At 39.9% G+C, this 22,198-nt stretch carries 18 protein-coding genes, 1 other RNA gene and 1 pseudogene; 13 read left to right on the forward strand and 7 right to left on the reverse strand.

What is annotated here, in order from left to right; genetic code table 11:
• Positions 1-349: 349 nt before the first annotated feature.
• Complete coding sequence (gene nadB, locus AAZR93_RS06370; protein WP_434719274.1) at positions 350-1,951, forward strand: L-aspartate oxidase; 1,602 nt, start codon at positions 350-352, stop codon at positions 1,949-1,951.
• A 43-nt stretch (positions 1,952-1,994) separates the two neighbouring features.
• Here nadB and trmN read toward each other — a convergent pair whose 3' ends face one another.
• The gene (gene trmN / locus AAZR93_RS06375; RefSeq protein WP_434719275.1) at positions 1,995-2,732 is read right to left on the reverse strand and encodes a tRNA(1)(Val) (adenine(37)-N(6))-methyltransferase TrmN; all 738 of its coding nucleotides are present in this window, start codon (positions 2,730-2,732) and stop codon (positions 1,995-1,997) included.
• Between the two features lie 158 nt (positions 2,733-2,890).
• Between trmN and AAZR93_RS06380 the strand changes: the two genes are divergently transcribed.
• From AAZR93_RS06380 to srmB, 4 genes are all read left to right on the forward strand, one after another.
• Positions 2,891-3,622, forward strand: a complete 732-nt coding sequence (locus tag AAZR93_RS06380; RefSeq protein WP_434719276.1) for an IclR family transcriptional regulator — start codon at positions 2,891-2,893, stop codon at positions 3,620-3,622.
• A 2-nt stretch (positions 3,623-3,624) separates the two neighbouring features.
• Positions 3,625-4,542, forward strand: a complete 918-nt coding sequence (gene hutG / locus AAZR93_RS06385; protein WP_434719277.1) for a formimidoylglutamase — start codon at positions 3,625-3,627, stop codon at positions 4,540-4,542.
• Between the two features lie 312 nt (positions 4,543-4,854).
• Positions 4,855-6,060, forward strand: coding sequence for a sodium/glutamate symporter (gene gltS, locus AAZR93_RS06390; protein ID WP_294110518.1), 1,206 nt, complete (start codon positions 4,855-4,857; stop codon positions 6,058-6,060).
• Positions 6,061-6,216: 156 nt separating this feature from the next.
• Positions 6,217-7,557 carry an ATP-dependent RNA helicase SrmB gene (srmB, locus tag AAZR93_RS06395; protein WP_434719278.1) on the forward strand — a complete coding sequence of 447 codons (1,341 nt, stop codon included), beginning with the start codon at positions 6,217-6,219 and terminating at the stop codon, positions 7,555-7,557.
• A gap of 23 nt (positions 7,558-7,580) precedes the next feature.
• Here the strand turns inward: srmB and AAZR93_RS06400 are convergent, their stop codons facing one another.
• Both AAZR93_RS06400 and grcA read right to left on the reverse strand, forming a co-directional pair.
• Positions 7,581-9,044, reverse strand: a complete 1,464-nt coding sequence (locus AAZR93_RS06400) for an ankyrin repeat domain-containing protein (protein WP_434719279.1) — start codon at positions 9,042-9,044, stop codon at positions 7,581-7,583.
• A 162-nt stretch (positions 9,045-9,206) separates the two neighbouring features.
• Positions 9,207-9,590 (reverse strand): autonomous glycyl radical cofactor GrcA, encoded by a 384-nt coding sequence (gene grcA, locus AAZR93_RS06405; RefSeq protein WP_294110512.1) that lies wholly within the window; start codon positions 9,588-9,590, stop codon positions 9,207-9,209.
• 359 nt (positions 9,591-9,949) lie between these two features.
• On the opposite strand from grcA, the gene ung reads away from it, so the two are divergent.
• Complete coding sequence (gene ung / locus AAZR93_RS06410) at positions 9,950-10,630, forward strand: uracil-DNA glycosylase (protein ID WP_294110509.1); 681 nt, start codon at positions 9,950-9,952, stop codon at positions 10,628-10,630.
• A gap of 71 nt (positions 10,631-10,701) precedes the next feature.
• Here the strand turns inward: ung and grpE are convergent, their stop codons facing one another.
• Positions 10,702-11,295 carry a nucleotide exchange factor GrpE gene (grpE, locus tag AAZR93_RS06415; RefSeq protein WP_294110505.1) on the reverse strand — a complete coding sequence of 198 codons (594 nt, stop codon included), beginning with the start codon at positions 11,293-11,295 and terminating at the stop codon, positions 10,702-10,704.
• 107 nt (positions 11,296-11,402) lie between these two features.
• Between grpE and nadK the strand changes: the two genes are divergently transcribed.
• From nadK to bamE, 3 genes are all read left to right on the forward strand, one after another.
• On the forward strand, positions 11,403-12,296 hold the full coding sequence (nadK, locus tag AAZR93_RS06420) for an NAD(+) kinase (protein WP_294110690.1): 894 nt from the start codon (positions 11,403-11,405) through the stop codon (positions 12,294-12,296).
• 85 nt (positions 12,297-12,381) lie between these two features.
• Positions 12,382-14,043, forward strand: a complete 1,662-nt coding sequence (gene recN, locus AAZR93_RS06425) for a DNA repair protein RecN (protein WP_434719280.1) — start codon at positions 12,382-12,384, stop codon at positions 14,041-14,043.
• Between the two features lie 112 nt (positions 14,044-14,155).
• Positions 14,156-14,548, forward strand: a complete 393-nt coding sequence (bamE, locus tag AAZR93_RS06430) for an outer membrane protein assembly factor BamE (RefSeq protein ID WP_294110501.1) — start codon at positions 14,156-14,158, stop codon at positions 14,546-14,548.
• A 276-nt stretch (positions 14,549-14,824) separates the two neighbouring features.
• On the opposite strand, the gene AAZR93_RS06435 is transcribed toward bamE, so the two are convergent.
• Together AAZR93_RS06435 and AAZR93_RS06440 are read right to left on the reverse strand one after the other, a co-directional pair.
• Positions 14,825-15,118 (reverse strand): RnfH family protein, encoded by a 294-nt coding sequence (locus tag AAZR93_RS06435; protein ID WP_294110498.1) that lies wholly within the window; start codon positions 15,116-15,118, stop codon positions 14,825-14,827.
• Positions 15,111-15,545 carry a type II toxin-antitoxin system RatA family toxin gene (locus tag AAZR93_RS06440; RefSeq protein WP_336431039.1) on the reverse strand — a complete coding sequence of 145 codons (435 nt, stop codon included), beginning with the start codon at positions 15,543-15,545 and terminating at the stop codon, positions 15,111-15,113. Before AAZR93_RS06440 ends, AAZR93_RS06435 begins: the two co-directional genes overlap by 8 nt.
• 153 nt (positions 15,546-15,698) lie before the next feature.
• Between AAZR93_RS06440 and smpB the strand changes: the two genes are divergently transcribed.
• The 4 genes and pseudogenes from smpB to AAZR93_RS06460 all read left to right on the forward strand — a co-directional run bounded on the left by smpB (position 15,699) and on the right by AAZR93_RS06460 (position 20,839).
• Positions 15,699-16,181 carry an SsrA-binding protein SmpB gene (smpB, locus tag AAZR93_RS06445; RefSeq protein WP_294110494.1) on the forward strand — a complete coding sequence of 161 codons (483 nt, stop codon included), beginning with the start codon at positions 15,699-15,701 and terminating at the stop codon, positions 16,179-16,181.
• A gap of 48 nt (positions 16,182-16,229) precedes the next feature.
• Positions 16,230-16,593, forward strand: a transfer-messenger RNA (tmRNA) gene (gene ssrA / locus AAZR93_RS06450).
• Positions 16,594-16,775: 182 nt separating this feature from the next.
• Positions 16,776-18,016: pseudogene (locus AAZR93_RS06455) on the forward strand (integrase).
• A 225-nt stretch (positions 18,017-18,241) separates the two neighbouring features.
• Positions 18,242-20,839: an AAA family ATPase gene (locus AAZR93_RS06460; protein ID WP_434719281.1), complete on the forward strand. Its 2,598-nt coding sequence runs from the start codon at positions 18,242-18,244 to the stop codon at positions 20,837-20,839.
• Positions 20,840-21,089: 250 nt separating this feature from the next.
• Here the strand turns inward: AAZR93_RS06460 and AAZR93_RS06465 are convergent, their stop codons facing one another.
• Entirely contained in the window at positions 21,090-21,911 is an 822-nt protein-coding gene (locus AAZR93_RS06465; protein ID WP_321146726.1) for an FRG domain-containing protein, read from the reverse strand.
• Positions 21,912-22,198: the final 287 nt, after the last annotated feature.

A 22,198-nucleotide genomic window follows, 5' to 3' on the forward strand; every position in this document is an offset into this window, starting at 1 on the left:
TAGTCTGATAATTTATTAAGTTGATCATGTTCTTCCTTTCTAAAGCAAGCGTAAACTTTGAGTAGCAGAAACAGACGAAGTTCAATTTAATACAAAAAAATCGTCAAAAATTTACAAAAGTATCCGTTTTGCCCCTTCACCGATCCTAACGATCCCAGTTAATACTTTACATAAAACAGTCATGTAGAATAAATACAGCATACGGGCTTCATCTGATGAATGCTATATCTAAACCCAACAAAATAATGGCTGATTCGTTAATGCAAAACATCCATTCGCCAATGGCATTAGGCAGCCCGATAGGCTAACATAAAAAGTTCAATAAATACTATATGCATGCAAACACAATATGAACGATTCCACACAGCATTACACTGATATATTAATCATTGGCAGTGGTGTAGCAGGACTTTCGGCAGCATTACGGCTCGCACCATTTCATCAAGTCACTATTCTCAGCAAAAGTAACCTCAGTGAAGGCGCATCTTATTATGCTCAAGGCGGTATTGCCGCTGTTTTCGATGACACTGACAGTATTGAATCTCATGTTAACGACACTCTCATTGCAGGGGCAGGAATTTGCGAAAAAGAAGCAGTTGAATTTATTGCTTCGAACGCAAAAAACTGTGTGCAATGGCTAATCGATCAAGGCGTGTTATTTGATACAGAAATCACTCAAACTGGTGAAACGCAATACCATTTAACGCGAGAAGGTGGTCATAGTCATCGACGTATTTTACATCATGCCGATGCGACAGGAAAAGAAGTCGAAACCACCTTGGTTGATTTAGCATTCGCACATCCAAATATTCATATTAAAGAACGCTATAATGCCGTAGACCTTATTCTTTCAGATGAAACCAACTCATCAGCGCCTTCTCGTATTATAGGTGCTTATGTTTGGAACCGACAAAAAGAACAAGTTGAAACTATTCAAGCAAAAACCATAGTTCTTGCAACAGGTGGAGCCGCTAAGGTTTATCAATACACCACCAACCCAGATATTTCATCAGGAGATGGTATTGCAATGGCATGGCGTGCAGGTTGTCGTGTCGCTAACCTAGAGTTTAATCAATTCCATCCAACGTGCTTATTTCACCCACAAGCACGTAATTTTTTACTAACTGAAGCACTACGTGGTGAAGGCGCTCATTTAAAACGTCCTGATGGTAGCCGCTTTATGCCTGATTATGATGAGCGAAATGAATTAGCCCCACGAGATATTGTCGCTAGAGCAATTGATCATGAAATGAAGCGCTTAGGTGCCGATTGCATGTATCTCGATATTAGTCATAAACCCGAAGATTTCATTAAACATCATTTTCCAACTATTTATGCCAAATTAATGACCCTTGGGTTAGACCTAACTAAAGAGCCAATCCCGATTGTTCCTGCGGCACACTATACCTGTGGCGGCGTTATCGTTGACCAAACTGGCATGACCGATATCCCTAACCTTTATGCTATCGGCGAAGTAAGTTACACCGGTTTACACGGCGCAAATCGTATGGCATCTAATTCATTATTAGAATGCCTCGTTTATGGTTGGTCTGCGGCAGAAAATATTATTAAAACGATCAGTCAGATCGGTGAGATCCCTGTCCTCCCAGAATGGGATGAAAGCCAAGTTCATAATTCAGATGAACAAGTTGTTATTCAGCATAACTGGCACGAATTAAGGCTATTTATGTGGGATTACATGGGGATTGTCAGAAGTACCAAACGACTTGAACGTGCTCTTCGCCGTATTCATCTGTTACAGCAAGAAATTCATGACTATTATGCAAACTTCCGCATTTCTAATAATTTATTAGAGCTCAGAAATCTTGTTCAAGTTGCTGAATTAATGGTGCGCTGTGCATTAGATCGTAAAGAAAGCCGAGGTCTACACTATACTTTAGATTACCCCGACTTACTTGAACTATCAGGCCCAACCATTTTAACACCTTGATACTCAAAATTTGTCAGCCTACTCTCCGTTCCAGATGTAGGCTTCAATATTTCAAATAAAATGGTCTGATTAACTGTTGAAAATCTTCAGTATAATCATGGCCATTTTCTTCTTTTAGCGCTAACGTCGATATCATTGTAACAACCTGTTCACGCTTAAACCCGAGCAATATTCGATGACACGGTGTTTTCGCTTTATCGCTAATATTTATTCGAAAAGCAGTGAACCAACCACTATTTAGCGCCATCACCTCAACATTTTCGCCAATTTCATAAGGTAATATCAAACAAAAAAGCCCCTGCTTTGCTAAGCATTTTTTTGCACAATTTAATAAAATTTCATGCGTTAATGTGCCAGTGTAGCGAGCTTGATCACGTTTTTCATCGCGGCATAATACTGCTGGCTCAAAATAAGGCGGATTGCTAACAATTAAGTCATATTGATTTCTCGCCTGTTCACTAAATTGTATAATATTTTGATTCACTACCTGCAATCGCGCAGCCCATTTTGACTCAACAAAATTGTCTTGTGCTTGTTGTGCAGCATCAACATCTAGCTCAACCGCATCTACCGTTAAGCTCTCATTTCGTTGAGCTAACATCAGCGCTATCAAGCCACTCCCACTACCAATATCGAGTGCTTTATTTACGCCATCAATAGGTGCCCAAGCCCCTAATAACACACCATCAGTGCCCACTTTCATCGCACAACGATCATGAGCGACAAAAAAATTTTTGAAGGTAAAACCACCTTTACGATATTTCTTCTGCTGGTTACTCATTTAAATACTCTAATTTGCGGTTATTCATCCAACTTATTTAACTTTAATAAAGTTGAAGTGTAAATTTCACATGTTTGCTACAATATTATTCTCATATTATAAGAATAATGTTTGAGGCTGAAAATTTTTACTGCTAAGTTCGAAAAAAAGGAGATGCAATGAATAGTATTAATCGAACCTTAGATATCTTATCTTACGTAACAAGTTGCACATCTCCGGTAACTCCACAAGTGATATCAACTGCGCTTGATATTCCGCTATCTACAGTTTATCGATTACTGACTATTCTCATAAATTGGGAATTTATTACTTATGCAAAACAGTATGGAACCTATACAGTTGGTGCGCAGAGTATCAAAACTCAAGAAAAATACTATCACCATAGTTTGTTAATGAATGCATCTCGATCATCCTTACAATCTCTAGCCAAAAAAACACAAGAAACTGCCGCAATTATCACCTCAAATCTAAGCGAAACTATTTGTGTTGATATGATTGAAAGTGAACAAGCACTGCGTTGTTCTTTTATTATTGGCCGTGGTAACACTTTAATTAAAGGCGCAAGTGCAAAAACACTTCTAGCCTTTCGCGATGAACAATACCAAGCGCTTGTTTTTGAAATCTACACTAAGCAGTTGCAACAACCTAAAAATATACAGCAGCTCAAACAAAATTTAATGCAAATCCGTCAACAAGGTTTTGGCACATCAATTAGTGAAATCGATGAAGGCGTTTTCGGTGTTGCAGCGCCCATATTTAAAGGGCAAGAAGTACTAGCAGTTGTTTCTGTTATGGCACCTGAGTTTCGTGCGACCCATCGGCTAAACGAACTTATCTCTGATACATGTCAAACCGCACATGACATCACAAAACTGATTAACTTGGAGTAACTATGACACAACCTTTTCAATGGCAAGGTCGCATAGATGGCGAAGCACAAGCGCATTTACGCATCCATCAAGTAATCAATAAAGTCACGCCAGCCCAATTTGCCCTTGTGGGCTTTGCATCTGATGAAGGCGTAAGGCGTAACAAAGGCCGTCAAGGTGCTAAAGCAGGACCCGATGCTATTCGCCGTCAACTTGCAGGGCTTCCTCTGCACCAAACCTTAGCAATTAGAGATGCAGGCACCATTAGCTGCGATGACGGTGATTTGGAAAGTGCACAACGTCGTCTATCAGATGAACTCATCGCTATTTTAGCCACTAAACAAACTCCTATTGTATTAGGTGGTGGCCATGAAGTCGCATTTGCCAGTTTTCAAGGATTATTTGATTATGTAGAAAAACATGAGTCTGATAAATCAATTGGTATCATCAATTTTGATGCCCACTTTGATCTACGTGCAGCATCTGAAGCTACTTCTGGGACACCATTTTTGCAATCAGCAAAACTTTGCGAACAGCATCAGCGCCCTTTTCATTATTTATGTTTAGGTATAGCTGACCACGGTAATACTAAAATTTTATTTGATACCGCGGATAAACTCGGTTGCCAATATATTCGTGACAAGGCATTAACCCATTCGCTATTAGCCAAGGCTATTGAACAAATTAAACAGTTTATAAGCCAAGTCGATTATCTCTATGTCACGGTTGATCTTGATGTTTTCTCCGCAGCGATTGCTCCTGGCGTCAGTGCACCAGCCGCAAGAGGCATTTCAACCGAAATTTTTGACGAGCTATTTTCGATTATTAAAGACAGTAAAAAAATTGCCCTATTAGATATCGCTGAATGTAATCCTGAATTTGATATTGATAATCACACGTCAAAACTAGCAGCTTACATTATTTACCAATTTTTATTTTAAATTCACCAAACCGACTAATAACCAATAACTTTATATTCCAATCTGTAGCGATATAACAGCGAGTGTAAAAAAAAATAATATGCACAAAGCGTTATATCAAACTGGCTAAAACTTATTTCTAAATTTCAAAGCAACACTTTAGTTGTATTAAGTACCTGAATGAATTTAGAAAAATAATAGTTAAAACTCTAAGTTACAGCTAGCTGGCAATTGAAGAGATCCCGAGAAGCAGACATCAGTATGTAACTTGCGTGACTGAATGAAGCCAACAAAGCTACAGCTTGAAAGACAAAGTTTAAAAAAGGGAAAGATATGACTTTACACCTAGACACACTAACAACACTCCTCCTAACCGTCATTTGCCTACTCATGGGCATCCATTTAAAGAAACGTATTGAATGGCTTCAACGTTTTTGCATCCCTTCACCTGTTATTGGTGGTTTTTTGATTAGTTTAATTATTTGGGGATTAAAATCGTTTAATTTGGCTGAAATCAATTTCGATACCAGTTTACAAACCTTTTTGATGGTAGCTTTCTTTACGACTATTGGCATTGATGGTAGCTTTCGAATTTTAAAAAGCGGCGGACGTTTGCTTTTTATGTACCTGATTATTTGTTGGTTCGTGGTTGTTTTTCAAGATACTTTTGGTGCGGCGCTTGCTCATCTTCTCGGTATTGAACCCGTTATTGGGATCATGGCTGGCGGTGTCTCATTAACCGGTGGTCATGGTGGTGCAGCTGCGTTCGGCGGTATGGCTGAAGGTCTTGGTGTCCAATCTGCGACTGTTGCTGCTATTGCAGCAGCGACCTTTGGCTTGATAACAGGAAGTCTACTTGGTGGTCCAGTAGCGACATTTTTAATTAAGAAATTTAAAGTTCAGATTAAAGCGGATGAAAATGTAACCAATATTAAAGTACCAGAAACCATCGCCGGTAAAATTGAATCGATTGACGCACATGCCTTTTTAAAAATGTTAGCCCTTATTTTAGGCATTATGGTGATTGGTCAGTTTGCTTCTGCACAATTTACCAAAGCGACCGGTTTTTCACTACCAAGCTATGTAGGCGCAATGATCATTGCTATCGTCATCAGAAATATCAATGACCAAGTTGAACTATTTCGCATTAATCAAAAGTCAGTTGATTTAATTTCAGAAGTGTCCTTAGGTTTGTTTTTAACTATGGCCATGATGTCACTTAAAATATGGGAACTCAAAACCGTCGCACTACCACTATTTACCATTTTAATTGCACAAGTTATCATTTTAATTCTATTAGTTGTATTCGTTATCTTTAGATTACTCGGTAAGAATTATGATGCAGCTGTCATGTGTGCGGGCTTGATGGGTCATGGCTTAGGAGCAACACCAAATGCGATGGCAAATATGTCGTCCGTATGCGAACGTTACAAACAAGTTTCTATGAAAGCCTTTATGATCGTGCCATTAAGTGGTGCGGTATTAATTGATTTAGTCGGTATCCCATATCACACATGGCTAATTAATATGCTTAGCTAATTTGAGTCGGTGCTTTACTTACTCGTAAAGCACCAATTCATCGATATATCGCTGCCAGTCACCCTTGAAAACAGGTACACTTCACCCAAAGTTGATTTTTCTGGTGAACATTTTTGCTAACCTGTTTATAATCAGCGCCCCAAATAGAGGTATATCATGACTGCATCCACTTTTTCTGAACTTGAACTTGATGAAACCCTGATCGAAGCGCTAGCAAATAAAGGCTATGAGCGCCCAACTGCGATTCAGGCAGCGACTATCCCTCCAGCAATGGATGGACGCGATGTTTTAGGTTCAGCACCAACGGGAACAGGTAAAACAGCAGCATTCTTGCTGCCAGCAATCCAACATTTACTTGATTTCCCAAGAAAGAAATCAGGACCGCCACGCGTTCTGATTATTACACCAACTCGTGAACTTGCTATGCAGGTTGCAGATCAAGCCAAAGAATTTTGCGCACACAACAACCTAGACGTTGCAACCATCACAGGTGGTGTCGCTTATATGAATCACGCTGAAGTTTTCAGCGAAAATCAAGATATCGTTGTCGCGACAACGGGTCGCTTGCTGCAATATATTCTAGAAGAAAATTTTGACTGTAGAGCAGTTGAAATCTTAATTCTTGATGAAGCTGACCGCATGTTAGACATGGGGTTTGCTAACGATGTTGAAACCATTGCAGGTGAAACTCGCTGGCGCAAGCAAACTATGCTATTTTCTGCAACCCTTGAAGGCGAAGCCATTCGTGACTTTGCAGAACGACTGTTAGACAATCCTTTTGAAGTTGATTCCGACCCATCTCGTCGTGAACGCAAAAAAATCCAACAATTTCATTACCGTGCTGACTCACTTGAGCATAAAACAGCACTATTATGTCACCTATTGAAGCAAGACGAAGTCACTAAATCTATCGTATTTGTTCGTAAGCGTGAGCGTGTACATGAAGTCGTTCAATGGCTACGTAGCGCAGGTATCGAGCCTTGTTATCTTGAAGGTGAAATGGTTCAAGCTAAGCGGACTGAAGCTATTCGCCGATTAGTTAGTGGACAAGTTAAAGTTTTAGTTGCCACTGATATCGCTTCTCGTGGACTTGATATTGATAACGTCAGTCATGTATTTAACTTTGATTTGCCACGCACTGCAGATGTTTATTTACACCGTATTGGCCGTACTGGTCGTGCAGGTCGTAAAGGTACTGCAATTTCGTTAATCGAAGCGCATGACTACCCATTATTTGGTAAAATCAGTCGTTATATTGATGAATCAATTAAAGTTCGCGTAATAGACTCTTTACGTCCAACAACTAAAGCACCTTCAGATGCGATGCTAAATAAGCCAAAGCCGTCAAAAAAAGTGCTAGAAAAACGTAAAGAAAAGAAAAAAGAAGAACAAGCTAAAAAGAAAGAAAAAGTACGCCAACGCGATAAGAAAAATATTGGTAAACGTCGTGCACCAGTAAATCCTTTAGCGTCTACGACTAGCGATAAAACAGAGTAAACAAACGGGCTTCGGCCCGTTACTTAATTCATCATATGAATAATTTTTTCACGCATCGCTTTCCCTTCCTGTGTCAATAAATCGATTTTCAACATATGGTTATCCAAAATATCGCGGCAATCATAACCTTGATTGTTTTTCATACGCCAATCAGCACCACTCACTAATAATAATTCAGCAACCTCTAATGCATGACTATTTAATGCATCATGTAATGGTGTATTGCCTAAATTATCCGTCGTATTAATAGCCAACCCGTTATTTAATAAAAGTTGCGATTGAATAACTCGCCCACTTCGAGCCGCTAAATGTAAGATATTTTCTTGCTCCATCAATTGTAATGTTTTAATCAAGTTACCATGTGATGATTCTATTAAAGCTTGCATGAACTGACTATTCATTGCTAATGCTGATTGATTTGCAGCAAATATAATATCTGACTGCTTATACTCCGAGTTAAGTAATTCAGAAAATTCAGCGACATTACCGTGTTTAATCGCACTCTTACAACAAGCCTGCCAATGAGTTGCTTCATGTTCTTCCACTGACGGAAGATCTGTCAACATCGTATCTAGCTTATCTTCGAATTCACCTGTTATTGCACTCCAACTATTCCAAGGCTTATGTTTGCACATCATCCTCGCAACTTTCACCATGGAATGTGCAATAAAACTTCGAGTTAACAAGCGGTGTGGTAGCCAATCCGTCCATGAGCTGTGTTCGCTATAAGCCATTTTAATTTGATTTCCCAACGCAGAAGGGATTGGTAACGTATTTTGAAGTGTATCAAGCCAATCATATTGAACAGAATAAAAGCGTATCAACCCATCATTTGCCATTTTTTTAGCAATTTGATAATCAATTCCAATTTGTTTCACTGTATTTTGAGCTAGGCCCGCTGGACTGAAGCTGATACAAGGTGACTGGCTTGCTAAAGCGGCTATTGATGCAAGGCCACCGCCAAGGGAATGTCCCGTACAAATAACATTACCTTTAACCGCATTAAATAACATATTAGTTAAACCAACAGCCTGAAAATACTGAGGCTCATAATATCCAAGACCTTGTCTTACGTTTGCATAAAAATCGACAAAATCATTAGAGCCGGCAAAACAAATAATATACAGATCATTAAAGCGACAAATATTAGCTTGAAAGCCAGTGGAATTATCTTTTAATAAATCAGCGTCAATACCAAGTGCCTTAATCTCTTTTCGATTAAGCCGCTTAACCCCTTTAATTGCACTCCAGTTATTAAAATACGCCCCGTGAGATAACAGCGCTAAAATATAATCTTGATGCTGCGCATCACGGCCAAAAAAATCATCTCTTAATATATTATTCGACCATGGATTATGTTCATGACTACTTTCATTACCACAAGGCTCTATAAAGCTATTTTGTAAATATAATTGTAAGCTTGCTCTGATAAGTGAAAGTTCACTTTGGCCAAAATAGCTCTGCATTTTTGTTTTTGTTGAAAGCATAGATTCTCCCTAATAAACGTTATAAGTTGGAAGAATATTGAAATACAAATAACACAGAGAGGAAATATTGGAATTTATTAGAAGGAAACAAAAAGGCCATCAGTATCAATGGCCTTTATAATTTATCACAAATTAACTATGGAACTTAATACTTAATATCCATTACATACTTTCAGTAAAAGTACGCGTAATAACATCGCGTTGTTGTTCTGGTGTTAATGAATTAAAACGAACCGCATAACCTGAAACACGAATAGTTAATTGAGGATATTTTTCTGGGTTTTTAACCGCCTCTTCTAATGTTTCACGACTTAATACGTTAACATTTAGATGCTGTCCACCTTCGACACGAACTGTTGGTTTAACTTCTAAAGGAACCTCACGATACTCGAAAGCACCTAATGCATCTTTAGCAACAATTTGGCCTTCATCATAATCCGCTTTAGCGCACACACAGCGTGCTTCATTTTTTTCGTTATCAAGTAACCAAAAAGAGTTAAGTAGCGCTGCATTATCAGTTTTAGTAATTTGAATACCAGTAATCATATCGACCTCCACGTCCGAATCAGATTGGAATTTATTTTGTCATCTAGATTAGCTATCTACATTAACTATCTATTAGATATTTAGTCTTGCTAGTGCTTATATCTATTATATAACAGCTAAAAAGCCTGCATTCTTTGATATTTATCAATCATTTCGTTTTACAAGCAATCGCATCACCTCAACTTCATGATTTAAATCAAAATTAACAAATGCTGTTTTTATAGTATTTTTGAATATTTCAAATTAATTTGAACGGCATAGCAAATAATTACCACTAACAATGCTTTATCTATCTCCCATGAACCAGTAAGCTTAACGATATAAGTAATCCTCATAAACTCAATTCGATAGGACATTTCATGTCAACAATCCCAACTTGGCACAACTTTATTAATTCTGAAAAAGAGTTAACTTACCTAAAAGATACATTGACTTATGTCGCTAACGAACGCCAAAAAGGTAAAGTTATTTACCCTCCACAAGAAGATGTATTTAATGCCTTTAACTACACTGAACTAGCTGATATTAAAGTCGTTATTCTTGGGCAAGATCCCTATCATGGTCCTGGTCAAGCTCATGGTTTATCCTTTTCAGTTCGTCCTGGAATTAAAACGCCGCCATCATTAGTCAATATGTATAAAGAGTTAGAAAAAGATATTATAGGTTTTGAACGCCCTACCCATGGCTATTTATTAAGTTGGGCACAACAAGGCGTATTATTACTAAATACTGTTTTGACTGTCGAACAAGGTAAAGCGCACTCTCATGCCCATTTAGGATGGGAGACATTTACCGATAAAATTATCGCGACGATCAATGAACATACTGAAGGGGTTGTTTTTTTATTATGGGGCGCTCATGCGCAGAAAAAAGGGCAAATCATTGATACAAAACGCCATCATGTGTTAAAAGCCCCCCATCCATCCCCACTTTCTGCTCATCGTGGTTTTTTAGGTTGTGGTCATTTTTCACAAACTAACGAATTACTAAAACAACAAGGCCAAAAACCGATTGACTGGCAACCCGTCATTTCAGAATAACTTCATTTCGTGAAATGGGATGCCGAAACATCCCATTTTACATTATTTAATTATGCTGTCTAAAACGTAGCTTATTTAGACACAATAACCATTGCGGGTCTTAATAAACGACTATTTAACGTATAACCTTTTTGCATCACATTAATCACTTGTCCTGATTGATGATCAGGAGATTCAATCATCGTCATTGCTTGGTGAACTTCAGGGTTAAATGGCACATTTGTCTCACCAACCACTTCGATACCAAATTTAGCAATCGCGCTTTCAAAAGCTTTTAGCGTTAAATCTAATCCTTCAAGCATGGCTTTTGATTCTTCGCTTTCATGATCCGCAGCTTCAATTGCACGCTCTAAGTTATCAATCACTGGCAATAATTCATTTGAAAACTTCTCAAGTGCGAATTTATGTGCTTTTTCAATATCTAACTCAGTGCGGCGACGTATGTTTTCAACCTCAGCGTGAGCACGTAGCATAGCTTCACGTTCTGTTTTCTTTGAAGCCTCTAATTGTAGCTCAAGCTCAGCAATACGCGCTGCTAACGCTTGTTCATCTGCTTGTAAATCGGCTGCTTGTTGAACTTCGACTTCCTGCTCTGATTGAACTTTTTGTGATTCATTTTGCTCAGAAGCTTGCTCTTCATGCATCTTTTGTTCTTTACTACTCATGAATATCTCCGCGTATTTAGCATTAATCCCATATATGAGAGTATTATGGGGATCTAAAACAGGGATTCAAGGGAAGTCATACAATGAGAGGCCAAAAAAGTATGCAAATGGATAAAACGAAACCACAATCACACTTTAAAACAATCGGTATTGTCGGACATCCGAGACACCCTGAAGCATTAGCAACACATGAAGTTATCTATCATTGGCTTATATCTAAAAATTATCATGCCATTATTGATAAGCAAGTTGCAAAAGACTTGAACTTAAAAAATGCAAATACTGGTAATCTGACAGAAATAGGACAACAAGCTGATTTAGTCATTGTCGTTGGTGGTGACGGTAATATGCTTGGGGCGGCTCGTATTTTATCGCGTTATAACAACAAAGTTATTGGTGTTAACCGTGGAAATTTAGGTTTTTTAACTGATCTTGATCCCGATAATGCCCTGCAACAACTTTCTCGTGTACTTGAAGGGGAATACCATGAAGAACAACGCTTTTTATTAGAGGCCCAAGTTATAAAACCAAACCAAAAAGCCCGTAAAAGCAGCGCAATAAACGAAATAGTTTTACACCCAGGCAAAGTCGCACACATGATTGAGTTTGAAGTTTACATCGATGATAAATTTGCCTTCTCTCAACGCTCTGATGGACTCATCATTGCTACACCAACAGGTTCAACCGCATATTCTTTATCAGCTGGTGGGCCTATTTTAATGCCAAATTTAGATGCGATTGTTTTAGTCCCTATGTTTCCTCATACACTGTCATCACGACCACTCGTTATCAGTAGCGATAGTAGTATTCGCTTAAAATTCATACGAAGTAATATTGATTACGAAGTGAGTTGTGATAGCCAAATAATGTTACCTATTCAAGATGGTGAAGAAGTTATTATCAAACGTAGCAATAAAAGCCTTAATTTAGTACACCCAAAAGATTATAACTATTTCAATACATTAAGCTCAAAGTTAGGTTGGGCTAAAAAAACTTTCTAATTTTTATGCTCTGGCTCTTTACTGTATAAAAAAACAGTTTACACTGTATGAAAACACAGTTGTGAATTTTCACAGGAGAGCGCAGATGCTAACCCAATTAACTATCAATAATTTTGCTATTGTTCGTGAGTTAGAAATTGATTTTCGCAGCGGAATGACCACAATTACAGGTGAGACTGGTGCTGGTAAATCTATTGCAATTGATGCTCTTGGACTGTGTTTAGGTAATCGCGGGGAAGCCAATATGGTTCGCCCTAGCGCACAACGTGCTGACTTATGCGCCCGCTTTTCACTTGCTGATGCACAAATGGCCTCCAATTGGCTCACAGAACACCAACTTGATAACTACAACGAATGCCTATTACGTCGTACTATTACCTCTGACGGTCGCTCTAGAGGCTTTATTAACGGCGTTTCAGTTCCTTTATCACAATTAAGAGAACTGGGCACCTTACTCATCCAAATTCACGGTCAACACGCTCACCAGTTATTGCTTGATAACAACCATCAAAAATTTCTACTTGATGCATATGCAAACCAGCAAGATTTATTAGCCCAAATGAAAAAAACATGGCAAAACTGGCATAATTCATGCCAACAACTTGCTGTTTTTCAAAAACAAATGCAAGAACGTGAATCACGCCAACAGTTACTTAGTTATCATTTGAAAGAGTTAAATGAATTCATGCCAATACAAGGTGAATTTGAAGAAATAGAGCAAGAATACAATCAACTCGCTAACCACGGACAATTTCTTTCTATTGGTCAAAGTACAACTCAAATATTGTCTGATAATGATGACACCAATATTATTAGCTTACTCAATACCGCTAAAAATGAATTAAGTGAATTAATCTCACTTAATCCAAAATTCTCAGGGTTGCTCGATATGCTTGAAGAGGCCTCGATTCAAGTAAGTGAAGTCAGTGATGAATTAAAACATTATTGTGATCAGTTTGAACTAGACCCAAATCGTTTATTTGAACTTGAAAAACGAATATCGAAACAAATCAGTCTTGCGCGTAAACATCATGTTACCGCAGAATCATTGCCAGAGTTATTTCAACAATTTTTAGCTGAACAAGAATTAATAGCAAACCAAAATGAAGACTGCGCCGCTTTAAATGAACAAGTTGTCACAAATCATCAAATCGCTTTAGAGTACGCAAAACGTTTACATCAAATTCGTTTGCAGTATGCACAAGAATTAAGTTATCTAATCACTGATAGTATGCATCAGCTATCGATGCCGCATGGTAAATTTACTATCGATATCAAATTTGTTCCTGAACAATTACAAGTTGATGGTGCTTGTAAAGTTGAATTTAATGTTACAACTAATCCAGGACAGCCACACCAAGCCCTTGCAAAAGTCGCATCTGGCGGCGAACTATCACGAATTGCACTCGCTATCCAAGTTATCACAGCGAAAAAAATGGATACGCCGGCACTTATTTTTGACGAAGTCGATGTAGGGATCAGTGGCCCTACTGCAGCAATTGTCGGAAAATTATTACGTGAGCTCGGCGAATCGACCCAAGTTATGTGCGTTACTCATTTACCTCAAGTTGCAGGTTGCGGTCATCATCATTTTTATGTCAGTAAAGAAACCAATGGCATCGAAACTGAAACACATATGCAACTACTAGATAAAAAATCTAGATTACAAGAGCTTGCAAGACTTTTAGCGGGTTCTTCAGTGACAAAAAACACCCTTGCGAATGCAAAAGAATTGCTTGCGGCCTAATTTTTGACAACTTTTTTGCGCTCATGTGGTCTTAGAGTCAATCAGGAAGGTTTTAAATTGTATCAATGTCGATTATCATTGATGTTCTGACTCCAAAAGGAATGAGATATCCATGCGTTATAAATTGTTAACTGCTGCTGCACTATCACTCGCATTAATGTCTACGGGCTGTTCAATGATGGAACGTCTTGTCTATCACCCTGACATTAACCAAGGTAACTACTTAACCGCGAAAGATGTTGCTAAGATCCAAAAAGGAATGACACAGCAACAGGTCGCTTATACTTTGGGCACACCAATGTTATCCGACCCGTTTGGTACTCAGACCTGGTATTATGTTTTCCGCCAAGAACTTGGTCACGATCCTGTTCAGCAAGAAACTTTAACTCTCAATTTTGATCGTAATGGTATCCTTACCGAAATCAAAAATGAAAAAAATCTTGCAGCACAAGAATCAATGGAAAATAAAGAAATTAAAGCATCAGAAACAAAAGCAGCTGAATAACACATTACATTAATGTCATCTGTCTTCTGATACTGTTCTATACCTATTTTCAGTATTCTGAACAAGTAACTACCTGTTAAAGCTTAAAATTAGCATTTTGCAGGTAGTTACAAATATCTAATAACTAAAAATTTTCGTTATCGTCCCGTTTTCCATTGTCTATTAGTCTTTTTCCGTCTATCCATCTGATTTTTAAAAATCAATTCAGTTTAAAAAGCACAAAAACAAAAAAACCGAGCATTAACTCGGCTTATCAATCACACATTTGAAATTGAACTATTTTTTTGTTTCTTTTGATTTTTCAGCGCGTTTACGACGTAATTCTTTCGGATCTGCAAGTAACGGTCGATAAATTTCAATTCTATCCCCATCTTGCACCAAATCACCTAATTTGGCAGGCCGACTATAAATACCCACTTTATTTTTTTTTAAATCTATATCAGCACGTAGAGATAAAATACCTGATGCAATAATTACATCTTCAATAGTTGCACCATTGGCTACCTTAACAGGCAATAAAAACTGCTTTTCAGGTAAGGCGTAAGCCACCTCAATATTAAGATCAGACACTATAAACATCCTTAGCTCTTAATGTAAAAGCCTGAACCATATTATTAGCAAGTTCCTTAAAAACTTTACCAAAAGCCAGTTCAATTAATTTATTAGTAAATTCAAAATCAAGATGAAACTCAATTTTACAGGCATCTGCACTTAGGGGGATAAAACGCCACCCTCCAGAGAGCTTACTAAAAGGCCCTTCAACCAATTGCATATGGATACATTTATTATCTTCCAATATATTTTTGGTCACAAACGTTTTACTGATCCCCGCTTTCGACACCTCGACAGCAGCAGTCATTTCATCATCATGATGGCTAATAATACGGCTACCCACGCACCCAGGTAAAAAACTAGGGTATGAAATAACATCATTAACGAGTTTATACATTTGTTCTGCACTAAAAGGGACCAATGCAGAGCGACTAATCTGTGGCATATCAATTCCTATCCCCAAAAACTGCGCATATAATACCACTATTGATTGGTTAAACAAAAAACAAAACCCATATAGGGCAATAAATGCACAATTAAAAAAATTTAAGTACAGAAAGATTTATTTCAACTCAGCTTAAAGTATAATGATTGAACTATGACAAAGAAAAAACCCTATAAACCCGGTTCAGCAACAATTGCTATGAACAAACGTGCTCGCCACGAATATTCTATCGAAGAGGAGTTCGAGGCGGGTTTGTCCCTACAAGGTTGGGAAGTTAAATCATTACGTGCGGGCAAAGCCAACATTAGTGATAGCTACGTCTTACTTCGAGATGGTGAAGCTTATTTGTTTGGTGCAAACTTTACACCACTAATGGTTGCATCATCGCACGTTGTTTGCGATCCAACTCGTAGCCGCAAATTATTATTAAACCAACGTGAATTAGACACTCTATATGGTAGAGTTAATCGCGAAGGTTATACCGTCATCGCACTTTCCTTATATTGGAAAAATGCGTGGTGCAAAGTTAAAATTGGCGTAGCCAAAGGTAAAAAAGCACATGACAAGCGTTCTGACATCAAAGATCGTGAATGGCAGTTAGATAAAGCACGTATAATGAAACATTCTAATCGCTAACCTCTAGCTTTATAGCGTAATTTTCTGTTATACTGCGTTCAACAACTTGGGGCTGATTCTGGATTCGACGGGATTTGCGAAACCCAAGGTGCATGCCGAGGGACGGTTGGCCTCGTAAAAAGCCGTAAAAAAATAGTCGCAAACGACGAAAACTACGCACTAGCAGCTTAATAACCTGCTCAGAGCCCTCTCTCCCTAGCCTCCGCTCTTAGGACGGGGATCAAGAGAGGTCAAAACCAAAAGAGATCGCGTGAATGCCTTGCCTGGGGTTGCAGCGTTAAACTTAATCAGGATAGTTTGTTAGTGGCGTGTCTGTCCGCAGCTGGCAAATGAATTTAAAGACTAGACTAAGCATGTAGTACCGAGGATGTAGAAATTTCGGACGCGGGTTCAACTCCCGCCAGCTCCACCAAATTATCTTCTAAGGACGTCCAAAGAAGACTGAAAAGCCCGCTAACTCAATGAGTTGCGGGCTTTTTTATGTCCTGCGCAGTCTGATGTCACCTAATTAAATCCAATCATCTTAGGCACCTTGATAGGCACCTCGTTAACCTTTATAGTTTTTGAGGTGCCTAAAAACAATGGAACATCAAAATGGCAAGACAAACCAAACCCTTATCAGTAAAAGAGATCGACGCAGCAAAACCAAAACAGAGTGATTATGTCCTCTATGATGGCGATGGATTAGAGCTATTGGTTAAATCCAATGGCAGCAAGCTGTGGTCATTTCGCTACATTCGCCCTCTCACGAAGAAACGAGCTAAAAAGAGCCTTGGTTCTTACCCTGCCGTCAGCCTTGCTGATGCTCGTAGTTATCGCCTTGAAGCAAGAACACTGCTCGCTAAACAGATAGACCCACAAGATCACCATAAAGAGCAAGTCCGTAACACCTTAGAAGCAAAGGCAAATACCTTTCAACTAGTTGCTGAACGTTGGTGGGAAGTGAAGAAGTCCACCGTCACAGAAGGCTACGGTAATGATATTTGGCGTTCACTTGAACGAGATGTATTTCCCGCCATTGGTGACATCAGTGTTACCGATATCAAAGCTCACATATTGGTTCAAGCAATACAACCGGTACAAGCCAGAGGTGCGCTAGAAACTGTTCGCCGCTTATGTCAGCGCATTAACGAAGTGATGATCTATGCTCAAAATACTGGCTTAATTGATGCTGTTCCAAGTATCAATATTGGTAAAGCTTTTGAAAAACCGAAGAAAAAGAATATGCCAAGTATTCGCCCTGATCAGCTACCAAAGCTCATGCAGACAATGCGTACAGCTAGTATTAGCCTATCGACTCGATGCTTGTTCATGTGGCAGCTGCTTACCATATCCCGCCCTGCCGAAGCCGCTGAAGCCCGTTGGGACGAAATCAACTTTGAGACCAATGAATGGAAAGTACCTCTGCTAGAATGAAGATGAACCGTGAACATACAGTTCCGCTATCTGATGCTGCATTAGCTATCTTAGAGCTAATGAAACCTCTCAGTGGTAATCGTGAGTTTATCTTCCCTAGCCGTATTAAGCCTACTCAGCCAATGAACAGCCAAACCGTCAATGCTGCATTAAAACGCGCTGGATTTGGCGGAGTGCTTGTTTCACACGGCCTACGTTCAATTGCCAGCACCGCACTTAATGAACAAGGCTTTCCACCTGATGTGATTGAAGCCGCCCTCGCCCACGTTGATAAAAACGAAGTTAGACGTGCCTATAACCGCAGTGATTACTTAGAACAAAGACGCCCTATGATGCAATGGTGGGCTGATTTTATTGAATCGGCAGATAGGGGAAGTATTATTGAAGGTGGAATAAGAGGGATATCGCTAGTTGGGTAATTTGTGTGTACCAGCTCAAACTTGAGCTGGTACTGTAACTACACAGAGTTATCCGCCATCAAGATGTCTGCTTTGTGCCAAAAGCAGACATTCCCAGCTTTAAAACTGGGAGCAAGTCAGGGCAGCTCTTTGCGGTATCGTTTGACCGTGCACTCATTCATGAGCCCCCAAAAAAGATATGATATTGTTTTTCTACTTGTACATCAAAGAGCAAAGGAAACAAAGATGTCTGAATTAGCACAAGAATCAATCGCAACCAATGACTTCGAAAAATGGCTGAATGAGCGTAATAACTGGGTTCAAACGGCAGCAAAACAGCTTATTGAGAATAAACGGTTACCCAATGAGGTCGAACTCACTGAGCTGGTTCGACTCTGCAAACTGGAAGCGGCTAAACAAGATGATTCTGGGTTCTTGAAGGTTGAACCTGGCTCATTCTCAGTAGGGTTACTCCAACGAAATGTACGTGTTGAAGAAGTAAGCCAAGTATTTGGTGTAAATGCCATCAAGCCTGGGGCATCCTTACCATTCGGCGCTGGTAGTTTAGCTGTTATTTATGGGCAGAATGGTTCAGGGAAAAGTAGTTTTTCTCGTCTGCTCAAACAACTCTGCGGCTCACGTTCAAGGGACGAAATCCGCCCGAATGTTTTCAGCAACGAAGAGCATACATGTAGTGCTCAATGTCGAATTACCATTGATGGTAAACCCCTAGAAATCAATTGGCAAGCTGGGACTGCCCCACACCCGATGCTCAAGTATGCCCAAGTATTTGACTCGAAAACTGCGGCTCAATATATGGGGCGCACTGAATCAAGCTACGAACCAAGCAGCATGCGTTTTATATCTTTGCTCATTCAGATCTCAGGAATAGTTTCTGAACAACTAAGTAGAGAGAAGGAAAAACTTGTCCGTGCTCTTCCACTTTTCCCAAGTGACCTTACAGAGACCGCCGAAAATACTTGGTTTAACTCTCTTAAAGCATCAACCTCCGCTGAGAAAATTGAGTCGTTTTGCCAATATGGTAATGATTTGGAAGATGAGCGTATTAAAGGTGAAGCTCTGTTAGCAGAGAAAGACATCAAGGGACGCCTGATTGCAATTAATAAGGAAGAGATTGCCTCTGAAAACATTAAGCAGGCCATGAGGTTATTGAAGGAAGGACTTGCGGATGGGAAAGCCGAAGAATTGTTTAAGGCAAAAGAATTGGCTGTTGCAGCAAGAAAGGCTGCCAACATAGTTGCGCAGCAGGCATTCGCAACAGCCCCTCTACAAGGCGTTGGTGAAACGGCTTGGAAGCTAATGTGGGAGCAAGCCAGAAATTACTCCACTGTTCATGCTTACCATAGCCGCGAATTTCCCGTTACTAATGCAGATGCATATTGTGTGCTCTGCCAACAGAAACTTACTGAGGAAGGCTCATCTCGACTCAAAAGTTTTGAGGCTTTCGTTACGGCTGGTTTAGAGACCACGGCAAAAACTGCGGAAGCCACTAGCGCTGAACTCATTACGAAGGTCGTTCAATTACCTTCAATAGAGGATTGGATTGCTCGGCTGGCTCAATTGAAATTTGATGAGACCTTTGCTCGTGCCTGTTATGAAACTTTGAAAGCAAGGCGCTCACAGCTTGAGGCATGCACCGCCGTTGGTTCTATCGTCGCATTCGATTGGGCACTTATTGATCAGGTAGTTAAAAAACGTGCTGTCGACTTAATTGCTGAGAAGATTAATTTGATGCAATTGCAACAAGATGGGCAACGCCAACAACTTGAAAAGCGCATTAAGCAACTCAAGGCACTGCAATGGTTATGTCAAAACAAATTGGCAATTCTCGCCGAGCGTGAACGCTTGGTGGCAGTGGATTTGCTAGATAAAGCAGTGAGACTAACTGCCAGCAATTCTTTGACAACTAAGCGAACCGAACTAGGAAAAACTGAGCTTGATGCTGGATATCAGAGCCGTTTTGATGCGGAGTTAAAGGTACTTGGTGGACGGCGTTTGCCGGTAGTGCCGCAGAGCAAAGCTCAAGGCAAAGGAGTAATAACTTTTGGGCTAACCCTTGTCGGGGCAAGGGCTGGCTTCACTCCTGATGTAATACTCAGTGAAGGAGAAGCCCGCATTGTTGCATTAGCGGCATTCTTGGCCGATACGACTGGTTCGAATCAGTTAGCCCCCTTCATCTTTGATGACCCTATTTCGTCATTAGATCAGGACTTCGAAGAGCGGGTTGTAGCTAGGCTTGTCGAGTTAGCGAAGACCAGACAGGTCATAATCTTCACACACCGCCTTTCGCTTGTTTCCATCATTGATGCTGTAATTAAAAAGCACAGTGAGAATCCGGCTAATGAAAAAATTAACCATACAGTGCAATCGCTTAGACGTTTAGATAAAATTTCGGGAATCTTGGCACAACACAGCTTGCGGGATGCTAAGCCTGAAAAATCGCTTAATATGATTAGGGATCATGTCATCCCTAAGCTCAAAAAGCATCAAGTAGATGCAGATGCTGATGTTTATGATCTTACGGCAAAAAGTGCATGTAGTGATTTTCGGATAATCTTGGAACGAATAGTAGAATTTGTCCTTTTGAATGATGTAGTTGTCCGGTTCAGACGTGATGTCAATACCAAAGGAAAGCTGCGGGGTATAACCAAGGTAACTGCAGAAGACTGTGATCTTATTGACGCGTTGATGACTAAGTATTCAGTTTACGAGCACTCTCAATCCGATGAGCTGCCTCTAGTTCCGGTTGAACTTGATGAATTCGAAAAAGATGTATTGGAGCTGATTGTATGGATCAATGAGTTTAAAACTCGAATCGGCTGAAGTTAAAATTGCGAGCGGCCTCGCAGCAATGGGCAGCTTCTCGCTCATACCTGCCTTTTGAGTTCTGTATATAGGGGGTTGGTGTAAGGAGCAGGCATTGCGGAAGTAAAGGCACGTCAGGTATCGAAAAGCTTGCAGTTCGTCTGGATGGGGCACTTACAAGTTAACCGATACCCGAATGACAGGTTCCAGATAGTGGAAATGGGATCGGTTCGCTGTATGCTTCATCGAAAGATATAAACGTTCTTTTCTACCACCGACTATTGTTCAGTGAGCTAAATACCTCACTGTTAGCTCGGCAAAAGCCGTCAAAATCTGGAAACAGAGTTAGAAGCCTTATATCAAAAGTACGCTCCAGTACCATCAGAAACTTTTTCTTCATTTTCGCGGTGATTGCCAGAGCGATAATCCCGTCATGCCTGATAGCCCCGTTAAGGATTAGACTGCCCATCTTCTCATGTGACACATTGCTGTAAATGAATTGCGCACTCTGGGCGGCAATTCGTTTTGTCACAACGGGAGGCTGCCAGACAATTGGGAAGTCAAATGTTTGCTCATTTTTAGAAATTATGTGGGGAAAGTTTTTATTATAATCACCATTCTCATATCCATATGCCCCCTCCAGACCCAGAATTGAACCAGCAGAAATGCCAAACAACATGCCGGTGTTTTCGGGCCTTGAGTTACAAGCAAACCACAAAGCAACCAGCATATTTCTTGACACATCAATAAGCCTTGTCGCTGCACCATGATGTTGCAACTTCGCCAACAATTCGAAATCACTGAGTTTACGTCCTGCTTCGAAACCGTAGCCTTGATGTCGGGCTTCACTGAGCAGGCATCTTTCATAATCACGCATGTCCTGTTCATCAGGCTTCCTGCTGGCAATAGAGCCCGCCAGACGTCTGTAGCCAGCGCTATGAATTGCCCAGTTAATATCCCCTTGCCCCCGCCACATGAAAATACTATCTGATTTTTGTTCCTCAGGCGAACCGCCCACAATTTCCAGAATTTGAGAAATACTGTCTGGAGCAAAGACCTTTCCAAACACTTCACTTTCGATAAATTCCACAATCACCCTCTCAGATAGAGTCAGTCAGAAAATTTTTTTCACGCCAAACTTTTTTTACAATTGCTTGTGTTACCTGCAACTTAAAGAAATCCAGATCCTCACATTGTCGCGTCACTGAAAATTGAATTAACGGCTTTTATTGCGCCTATAGTGGCAAACCAAAAGTTGTGAGCCTTTTGATTGTCATAAGCTTATGACATATGACCACTGATTACATGCGATAGGGGCGAACTTCTGCTTCTTGGTCACAACAGATTTTCAGCGTCAGGAACTTGACTGCTGTGTGT

The sequence above is a fragment of the Providencia sp. Je.9.19 genome, assembly GCF_051129765.1.
Classification (GTDB): Bacteria; Pseudomonadota; Gammaproteobacteria; order Enterobacterales; family Enterobacteriaceae; genus Providencia.